This window comes from Bradyrhizobium sp. AUGA SZCCT0222 (genome assembly GCF_018130205.1).
Taxonomy (GTDB): Bacteria; Pseudomonadota; Alphaproteobacteria; order Rhizobiales; family Xanthobacteraceae; genus Bradyrhizobium.
Genome location: NZ_JAFCLX010000005.1, coordinates 243469 through 252432, shown reverse-complemented (window position 1 = coordinate 252432; position 8964 = coordinate 243469). Strand labels below are relative to the sequence as shown.

Annotated in this window: 11 protein-coding genes; 9 read left to right on the top strand and 2 right to left on the bottom strand. The window is 59.5% G+C overall.

Annotated elements, in window-relative coordinates; translation table 11 throughout:
- Positions 1–605: 605 nt before the first annotated feature.
- The 4 genes from JQ629_RS06640 (at position 606) to JQ629_RS06625 (ending at position 2411) form a co-directional block, all read left to right on the top strand.
- Positions 606–809 (top strand): hypothetical protein, encoded by a 204-nt coding sequence (locus JQ629_RS06640; protein WP_212411992.1) that lies wholly within the window; start codon positions 606–608, stop codon positions 807–809.
- A 663-nt stretch (positions 810–1472) separates the two neighbouring features.
- Positions 1473–1709 carry a hypothetical protein gene (locus JQ629_RS06635; RefSeq protein WP_212265996.1) on the top strand — a complete coding sequence of 79 codons (237 nt, stop codon included), beginning with the start codon at positions 1473–1475 and terminating at the stop codon, positions 1707–1709.
- 292 nt (positions 1710–2001) lie between these two features.
- Entirely contained in the window at positions 2002–2202 is a 201-nt protein-coding gene (locus tag JQ629_RS06630; RefSeq protein ID WP_212411991.1) for a hypothetical protein, read from the top strand.
- Positions 2202–2411, top strand: a complete 210-nt coding sequence (locus tag JQ629_RS06625) for a hypothetical protein (protein ID WP_212411990.1) — start codon at positions 2202–2204, stop codon at positions 2409–2411. The genes JQ629_RS06630 and JQ629_RS06625 overlap by 1 nt, the downstream gene beginning before the upstream one ends.
- Before the next feature lie 448 nt (positions 2412–2859).
- Here the strand turns inward: JQ629_RS06625 and JQ629_RS06620 are convergent, their stop codons facing one another.
- Entirely contained in the window at positions 2860–3507 is a 648-nt protein-coding gene (locus JQ629_RS06620) for an NAD(P)-dependent oxidoreductase (protein WP_212411989.1), read from the bottom strand.
- A gap of 1001 nt (positions 3508–4508) precedes the next feature.
- On the opposite strand from JQ629_RS06620, the gene JQ629_RS06615 reads away from it, so the two are divergent.
- The 3 genes from JQ629_RS06615 (at position 4509) to JQ629_RS06610 (ending at position 6666) form a co-directional block, all read left to right on the top strand.
- Positions 4509–4667: a hypothetical protein gene (locus tag JQ629_RS06615; protein WP_192739897.1), complete on the top strand. Its 159-nt coding sequence runs from the start codon at positions 4509–4511 to the stop codon at positions 4665–4667.
- 134 nt (positions 4668–4801) lie between these two features.
- Complete coding sequence (locus JQ629_RS37465) at positions 4802–4936, top strand: hypothetical protein (RefSeq protein ID WP_283813442.1); 135 nt, start codon at positions 4802–4804, stop codon at positions 4934–4936.
- 1343 nt (positions 4937–6279) lie between these two features.
- Entirely contained in the window at positions 6280–6666 is a 387-nt protein-coding gene (locus JQ629_RS06610) for a response regulator (protein ID WP_212411988.1), read from the top strand.
- Positions 6667–6794: 128 nt separating this feature from the next.
- On the opposite strand, the gene JQ629_RS06605 is transcribed toward JQ629_RS06610, so the two are convergent.
- On the bottom strand, positions 6795–6983 hold the full coding sequence (locus JQ629_RS06605) for a hypothetical protein (RefSeq protein WP_212002287.1): 189 nt from the start codon (positions 6981–6983) through the stop codon (positions 6795–6797).
- A 133-nt stretch (positions 6984–7116) separates the two neighbouring features.
- Here JQ629_RS06605 and JQ629_RS06600 point away from each other — a divergent pair, with 133 nt between their 5' ends.
- A complete protein-coding gene (locus JQ629_RS06600; RefSeq protein ID WP_212411987.1) occupies positions 7117–7479 on the top strand; it encodes a GatB/YqeY domain-containing protein in 363 nt (120 codons plus the stop codon).
- Positions 7480–8152: 673 nt separating this feature from the next.
- Positions 8153–8848: a Crp/Fnr family transcriptional regulator gene (locus JQ629_RS06595; protein ID WP_212411986.1), complete on the top strand. Its 696-nt coding sequence runs from the start codon at positions 8153–8155 to the stop codon at positions 8846–8848.
- The last annotated feature ends 116 nt before the right edge of the window (positions 8849–8964 follow it).

Genomic DNA, 8964 nt, shown 5'->3' with positions numbered 1-8964 from the left:
GGTGCACACGAGCATACAGGGCAGCGGAGAGCATCCGACATTCCCTGCGCAATGGCTTTACGGCTTATAACGCGCTCTCCCCGGCGAGACGGCCTCTATTGCCACCGTCGCCCCTCGGAAGCGTTGGCTCCCGAAAGACTTGACGCCGTTACGGGCGCCAGGACCACGCGTCTTTACCGTACGCCTTTGTCGCGCGCGTCAAGCGCAACATCGGCGTCCACCGCAGCCCACCCCGCGTCCGGACGATCGCGATACGCCCCTCGTAGAGGGATGAGACGGGATCAATAAATCGGTGAGTCGGGGTGGTCGTCAAGATAAATTTCTGCAAATCAGAAAATGATTCCCGGGCCACCGGGTGTGCCGTCGACCGCGACTTTGAACTGCCGCCTTGACCGAGCACCCCGGCCCGGCGCCGGTTCCAAAACAATCCTTTGAACCTTTGCCCGTCCCTGCAGACAGATAGCTACCGGGGGATTGCACTTTCCGGGGCTAGCACAGCGCCACTCAGCATCATTCGGCTTTGGGGCGCTGTTGCCTGAGTGGCCTATTTTGAATCTGCGAGTGGCCTATTTCGGCCACTAGCCGTTCCTCTAAAGGAAAGGCCTATGACCGAAGGGCGACGTTTCAAACAAATCGACCCGCTCGACAAAGGCCTGTTGAAGGAGGCCGAGCGTCGCTGGAGAGAGGCTCGAATGGCTCTGCCCGGGGTGGTGGAGCGCGACAGGCTTGCTCGCGAAGCGCAACTTGCAGAACCGGCCTCTAGCAAGAGGGCTGCGGCACCCCGCCAGAAGGCTCTGACCAAAGCGTAGGGCCGCCATTTTGTCTTTGGTTCGGACGGCGGATTACGCTGTCGCTAATCCACCCTATGCGCTGCTAACGATTTCGCGAGGTGAGCAATATTGATCACTATGTCGGACAGCGGACATGCCAGATTATCCCGATCACCGCCCGGCCATCGGCTTCTATCGGTGATGAGAACGCCAGTTGCGCTCCCGCCTCCCTCAAGGAATGGAGCAGCGCCCATGCAGCGACGCCGTTTCAAACAGTCCGCGCCACTCGATCAACGTCTATCTCACGAAGCAGAACGCCTCCGTAAAGTAGCCCAAGGCACGCCGCCAGGGATCAAGCGCGACAATCTCATTCGTCAGGTTCGCCAGTTGGAGACCGCCTTGCAGGTCCAAGAGTGGCTGGGGTCGCCGGGCCTGCAAGCGCGCCGTTGATGCCAGCGTATCGCGCTTACATCGTAGGCGAGGACGGGCATTTCATCGGATACGAGCCGATGGTTGCGCCGATGACAGCGAGGCCGCGGAAAAGGCCAAACAGCTTTGACGAGATCTGACAGCCGGCCGACACGCTGAAAAAGTCGAAGATTGAACGACCAGGAAAACCTGGCGAAAGCGTTGCTCTTCTATCGAGCAGGGCAGTGATTAGATAGGGAGGGGGCAATGGGAGGGGCAACCCAAGGAGTTGCCATGAAAAAGCCTCTGACGATACCGGACGAGCCGCAACCCCGCAACATCACACGCGCTGACCTTGTGATGACCGCGGGCTTTGGCCTGGAAGTCGATGGCCGGATGAAGACGGTATTTCCAACACTGGAAGCGGCGCAGAAAAGGGCGAGGGATCTCAAAGCCGAGTTTCCGATGCTTCAGGTCAAGGTGTACGACGCTGCGGAAAAGAAGATGCTGGAATTGACGCCGACCAAGTGATGCTATGAGACCATAAAAAGTATTCCGCCATTTTGTCGTTGGTTCGGACGGCGGATTACGCTGTCGCTAATCCGCCCTGGCTGGCCTGTTTCGACTCCTGGTGGTCTGGTTTGAAAACCACAGTGGCCTGATTTGAGTTGTTAACGATTTCGCGATGTGAGCTGTATTGACCAGTATGTCGGCTGCCGGGCATGGCAGATTGCCCCGGTCACCGCACCGCCCCTGTTGGCCCTATCGGTGATGAGACGCGCGGTTTGCGCTCCCGCCTTCCTCTATGGAACGGAGCAGCCCCATGCAGCAAAGACAGCACGACACACCACCTGAAATCCTCGAGCAATGTCTTGCCGAAGAAGCACACTGCCTGCGCGAGCAAGCCAAATTGCTTCCACCTGGCGCGGTTCGTGAGGCCACGATCCGCAAGGCACGACAAGCCGAAACCGGATCGCACTTGAGCGACTGGCTGCGATCTCCCGGCCTGAAGGTTCCGAACTAATGCACGCATTCAGTGATAACTACACCTTGGGCAAGTTCAACCCTCCCTCATACGCGAACTGGCTCGCCGAACTTCGCGCCCTGTTTCCTGTCCAGGATGAATTCCTTCTAGCGGATGCGATCTTCAATTTCCCAAACGCATTCAAGGAAGGAAAGACGCCGCAACAGGCTTACGAGTTGTTCGATATTTTCGTCAGCGCGGAGGCTTGAATTTGAACGACAACAGCCGTAGGCCCGCTGCGGTTGGCGGCCTTTTTGGTTAGAGACCCCTGCCGTCGTCTTTCCGGCTCGTAGTCGAATGGAAGCAACGACCGAACGGCGCATGACGCTGTCGCTAATCCGCCCTTCTAGCTAATTCGGTTGGAACCTCTGACTTGTCAGAGCGTCTGATTGAAGCTTCCAGCCAGAAAGGTGCCCCCCGACTGCTGGAGGAAAACCCGTACCATTCGGGTTGGCGGCCCCCTCGTTGGGGCCGTTTTAAAAATCCGGAAACCGGTACCATTGCTCGCGGTTATCGCAACGTCTTGGCGTGGCGACCTTGGCCGCAATAATCGGCTTGATGCATCTCACCGACCGGATCGACGTTCGCGAACTCCCGTAGTTCTCCGGCCGTGAAGATGTTCCACTAAATGGGCATTACGACCGTTCGCCGCCAAACCTAGTTGCGCAGCGTTATGGCCTTCTTGTAGGTCGCGCGATCATCGAGGATCTTGACCATGTACTCGGCCACATCTGCGCGGGTGGCTGTTGAGGTGATGTTCCAGCGCAGATCGGTGCCGGCCTTCAGGTTTCCGCGAGCCGGCTTGAATGTCAGCGTTGCCGGCCGAACGATCGTCCAATCGCAGTCACTCTTCCGAACAGCGGCCTCCTGCTCCTCCTTGTCGGCCATCACCTTCTTGAGTGCGAGCTTGACCAGGAAGCCTGCGCCGAAACTCCCGGTGCGGTAGCTCTCACCGACACTCACCGAACTCTCAACGATGAGCCGGCCCCGGCCTCGCGGCATGGCGGCCAGAATGTTCCTGGTTCCCACTGAGCAAACCGGGACACCGGGCTGGCGTCGACCCCGATCGTCTTTCGCCTGAGGTATCGCCCCCAACGTGCAGATGATTGCATCCGTACCCTGGACCGCAGATGCCACCGAGGCCGGATCCATTGCATCGCCCTTGACGATTCTGAGTTTCGGATGGGTCAAGGGCATGCGCTTGGGATCACGGACAAAGGCCGTGACGACGTGACCCGCCGTCAAGGCGGACTCAACGACGAGCCGTCCTGTCGACCCCGTTGCACCAAACACAACGACGTTCATCACACCCTCCCGTCGCGCGGCTTCGAAGCGCGATCGCCGTGCGGAGTGGTTTGGTCCGTGAAACCGGAAGCATCTTCGCGAAAATACTCAGGCAGCAACAGCTCGGGGGCCTGCCGGGCGCAGTTCAGGCGTTGTTGTTGCGACGACATGATGGAAAGGACTCCTTGGGTTGGCGGCCGCGGCATCGACAGAATTTACCGCGCTGATCCTCAAGACGAGGCAGCCTGGTCGTTTGTGACAGCCGCCTGGCTCATGTTTGTCCCTGCTGACCGCCGCCGCCTTCACACGGCATCGACGACGCTACGTGGCGGTGCGTTTGCGGTCGATTGGGCCCGAGGAGAGGGCGAGCCATACCAAGGTGTCGGTCCGCAGGGCGGATCGAGCCGAGCTGTCCACGGTCGCTCAAAGAGCGAAGGCGGAAGGCGTCATCTGCCATTTTGTATTCGGTTCGAACGGCGGATTACGCTGCCGCTAATCCGCCATAAAGGTCGGGCGGGACGAAACCGTTTTCCCGGGCCGCGAAGTCGTCCTGAAACAGAGCGCCGGTAGGGTGCCCCCGCTCAATGAAGGGGAAGCTCAAACAAGGGGAACGGTCATGTTAGTCGCCATCCTCAATTCGATTTACCGCCATTTCCTCACGGCTGCCATCGTTGGCATGGCAATGACCCAGGGGAGGCGGCGATGATCGAGCTCGTAGCAGCCCTGTTGGCCTTCCTCAGCATAGGCGTTTTCGTGGCGCACGCGTTGGACGCCTATCGCACCGGCTAGTCCGGCGGATCAAGCTGAAGGCGTAATCCACCATTTTTGTATTCGCTTCGAACGGCGGATTACGCAGCCGCTAATCCGCCTTGGGCGCTGGCGAAACGTAGCGGCCCGCTCACTCAGAGCGGCTGGTCCGAGATCGCGAAGCTGCGTGACAGCGGTCACAGTCTGCGGGATAGCGCCACGTCATACTCGCTCCAGATCAATGGCGACATATCGCCAAAACACGGAGCGGGACCATGCACAGCCAGACCTCGATCTTGAGCGATGCCGAACTCGACTTCGTGAGCGGCGGTGACAAAAACGCCAAGGGTCAAACGGTGCCCCACAAGGAACCCAAGCCGCCCGTTGTCAATACACCCGTCGTGCCCGCTCTTTTGATCAAGTTCCATTTCTGACGGACTCAGCTCCGTGCGGGTCACGTCGCGCTTCCTGATTCCGTGATCAGGAACGCCTCCAAAAGTGACTGAACTTGCTTCCCCAGCCCTCCGACCTATCCAGAGGCGTCCGAACTCCCCTCTGCGAGGGTTAGATGGCCGAAGTCGTCGTAGAAGCAATCTGCCACCTTCTCGCGGCGCTGTTCGAACTCGGCCGCTATCTGCCACCGCTCAAACCAAAACCGGGCAAGCCGAGCGTCCCGCAAGTCCCTGCAAAAAGACTGTCCTGATTCAGATTGACGGTCTTCAGCCAGCGCCGAACGCCTGCTCCTGGTCTACCTCGGAATTGCCCGGGAGCCGGATTGACCGGCGGTCGCCGATGCGACAGTTTAGTGACATTGATCGAAACGTATTTTTCCCGATTGCGATACTGACATGGATAACAGCGCCGAATATTGGCGGCGGGCGCTTGCGGCCCACGACCAAGCGCGACGGGCCACGAATGAGACGGACAGGGCTGCTTGGCGACGGATCGCCGAGAGCTTTACGACTCTCTTCCGGCAGGTTCAAAGTGAAGAAGCGGAAGAGGCAATGGCCGCTGTAGACTCCGTTGACGCAGCGACAAGCGACGATGTCCTGAAGAACTAGCGCCGGGCCATGTTGCTTCGAGCCCGGACGGCGGATTACGCTGTCGCTAACACGCCCGACGCGCTTTATTTTTTCTTCCAGAAACGCGCGAGGATTTTGGGCTTGGGTCGCTTCCCGGCAAGTCTGGACCCGCTTGGCGGCGATGCTTGCTTCCTGACCATCCAGCGATGCGTGATATCGCAGCTCGGGCAGTGCAAGGTTTGCAACTCAAATCCGGGTTGATCCGGCTGCGTGCGAACCAGGGTCATGTCGCTTTGACAGGTAGGGCAATGCGCCGGTTCTCCAGCCTTCATTATTTTCCCAAGCCTCCCGCAGAAGCAGCAGGGTAGACGATAAGAAATTTGTGGCCACATCAAGAAAAGGATTCAGGGCCAGCCGACTTGTCCGCCGTACCTCAAGGAGAAGGCGGAAGGCGTCATCGCCATTTTTGTCTTCGGACGGTGGATTGCGCTGCCGCCGCCTTACGCACTGATTTGCGCTGTGTGCACAAGTGGACAGAACTAACAGTACCGGCAGCGTATTGTCGTGGCATCACCGCCCGGCAGTGGCTTCCATCGGTGATGGACCGCCGGTTGCGCTCCCGCCTCCCTCAGGAATGGAGCAGCGCCATGCAGCGACGCAGTTTCAAACAGACCGCCCCGCTGGATCAACGCTTGACGGAAGAGGCAGAACGCCTGCGCAAGGAAGCGCGAGGCACCCCGCCAGGAGTTGCGCGCGACAAGCTCATTCGCCGGGCCCGACAGGCGGAGACAGCTTCGCACATGCAGGAATGGCTGGCGTCACCGGGCCTGCAGGCCCCACGGTGACGCCCAAAACCTGCGTCGATCAAGCCACGGCCTGTCTTGCAGAAGCCAACGCCGATCCTGCGCGCCTAACGCAGCCCCCGGCGTCCAATGGGCACTTTTGAACATCATTTCGGAACCAATCATTCCAGCGTCACTTGCCCTGCCGGAGGACTGCAACACGGCAGCAGGGAGCGTTTGAAGTGGATCAGGCGGTTACGATACTGGTCGTCGAGGACGACCAGCTCATTCAGGCCATGGTCGAAGATGCGCTTGCAGACGGCGGGTTCAAATCAGCCATCACAACATCCGGCGAGGAAGCCATTGCGCTTCTCCAGGGTGATGAAACTCAATACCGGGCGGTCGTGACCGACATCAATCTGCTCGGAAGACTGAACGGATGGCAAGTCGCTCGCGCTGCCAGAGAGGCCGATCCGGCGATGCCCGTCATCTATGTGACCGGCACTCACGAAGGGGAGTGGGCATCCAAGGGCGTTCCCAACAGTGTCCTGCTCGCCAAACCCTTTGCCGCGGCGCAGCTTGTGACCGCCATTTCCAATCTGCTCAATACCGGCACGCCGCCGTCGTAGGCGATGTGCCGCGGAAGCGGACCGATCTGCGCATCCATGGCGCGCGGTATGGATGAGGAAGACAAGGCGGCGGCCGGTTGAGCGAACGCGGCGGGCAGCGCCGCAGCGTGGATCGCACTCCCTAGGGATCAAGCCGCGACGGATTGCGGTTCCGGCCTGGCGGCCACCACGCCGGCGCGCCTGATATTCAGAATCTGCCACTTCGAAGTATCGAAACAATCGGCGGCTTTGGTCTCGGCGGCGGCGGCATCCGGTGCCTGGATGGCGATGTGGAATTTCCTCGCACCGTCACTCAGCGTCATTCTGAAAACCTGCATTCTTGGGTGTCCTCCATCTGATGAAAAGGTGGCGCGAGCAGAGTTAATTTTTCGTTACCGAAGTTTGGCCTGTCGCTAATCCGTCCCACGCGCTGTATGGCATTTCCGGCCAACACGGGAAGGAGATGCGGAAATGACCCTGGACGCGCAGGCCCTGAAAGCCAGAATGCGTGACGATCTGCGCGCCGCCATGAAAGAAGGGCGCACCGATGAAGTTAAGCTCATTCGGGCGCTGGTTGCTGCAATCGACAATGCCGAGGCGCCGCCGCTTGACGCTGATCGGAAGGCTGCCGATCAGCACCGGTTCAAGGAGGCCACGGCAGAAATTGATCGGCTCGCTCTCGGACATGCGCAATTGCAGGTGATCCTGGCTGCTGAAATAAGCGAACGTGAGCACGCAGCCGATGAGATGATCCGTATCGAAAGAGCAGATCGCGCCGCAGCCTTGCGTACCGAAGCGGCGATGGCAAAGCGCTATCTTGGGCTTGTGGAATGAAGTTGAGGCCGCCTTTGTTGGCGGCGGGTAGTTCTCCGACCGTGAACAAAGTTTCCACTGTGGTGATGCCGCCGCAGTTGGCGGCCTCTTTACTTGCCGTTAAGTCCCCGGCGCGACGATATCCGGATGAGGGTGTTGGCGGCCACGATCGTTGCTCTCCTTGTGCTCCAATTTGTGGACGAGCATTTCCATGGCTCGCACTATTCCCGGAGTGCGAAGGCCGTCATTTCTCACATGGCGAGATCGTCCGGCTAGGCCGCCTCAGCGCCCCAAGAGTTCCGGAAATGAAACTCCGGGAGATCGACGAGCAGCGGAACAAAGCCGCTCCGTCGGCGTAAAATCCGGATGGACGATTTGGAAAAGCACAAGGAAGAGGCCCTCGTCGTGATGTCACTGAGCACCGCGACGCTGATCGCGTGCTTTGGTATCGCGCTTGCGTTGCTCTAGGGTCGCGCGCCTCCACCGTATCCCTCTCACAATCCACGAACAGGCCAGAGCGGAACCGCTGGCCTGTTCGGCCTAAGCGTCGAATTCATCCCCGTGCCCGTTAAGTTGCCTAAAGGACAGACGAAGGCCGTAAATGTCGGTTAGATGACATTATCACCGCGCCGTCCTAGGCATCTTTCGGTGACTGAGAGTTCGTCGCGCTCCCGCCTTTTCCGGAGAGAGCGCCATGCGCGGTCATCGCGAAAATCAACTTCTGTCCCGGCTCGATCGCGCCACGTTCGCGCAGCTCGAGCCGCACCTCACCATCGCAGAACTGCGTCAGGGTTTTGCGATCGCGGAAACCCATGCGCATGTCCAGAGGGTATACTTCCCGCATGGCGGCATCATTTCCTGCGTCGTCGAATTGTCCAACGGAGGGCGGATCGAAACCGGCATGATCGGCAGGGACGGTCAGTATGGCGCAGGCCCCGCGATGGATCACAAGATCTCCCTGAACCAGGTCGTGATGCTGGTTGCAGGGTCCGCTTCGGTTGTCGATGCCGATCGGCTGCGCGATCTCACCCAGCAGAATCCTAAACTTCGGAAGATGCTGATGCACTATGAACAGTTCTTCCTCGCGCAGGTGCAACAGACCTGTGCGTGCAACGCGGTTCATGACGTCTATTCCCGCACCTGCAAATGGCTCCTGAGGATGCAACAACTCGTCGGCGACGACATGTCGTTGACGCAGGAATTTCTCGCCCAAATGATCGGCGTCCGCCGAACCAGCGTCACGGCAGTGGCGGGAAAATTACAGGACGCCGGATTGATCTCCTATTCGCGCGGCCGGGTTCACATCATCGACATTGCCAAGATTCAGCAGCGCGCGTGCGAGTGCGATGCAGCCGTCAATTCGCACTACGCGCGCATCTTCGACAGCTGATCAAAGAGCACGCCTCGTTCGGCCGCCTCCAGCGCCCTGAGAAGCGACCGCAGTCCCATTTTCCCGATGCCATGCCAGCGCAACAGGTCGCAAGCCTCGCGCAGGCGAGCCAATGC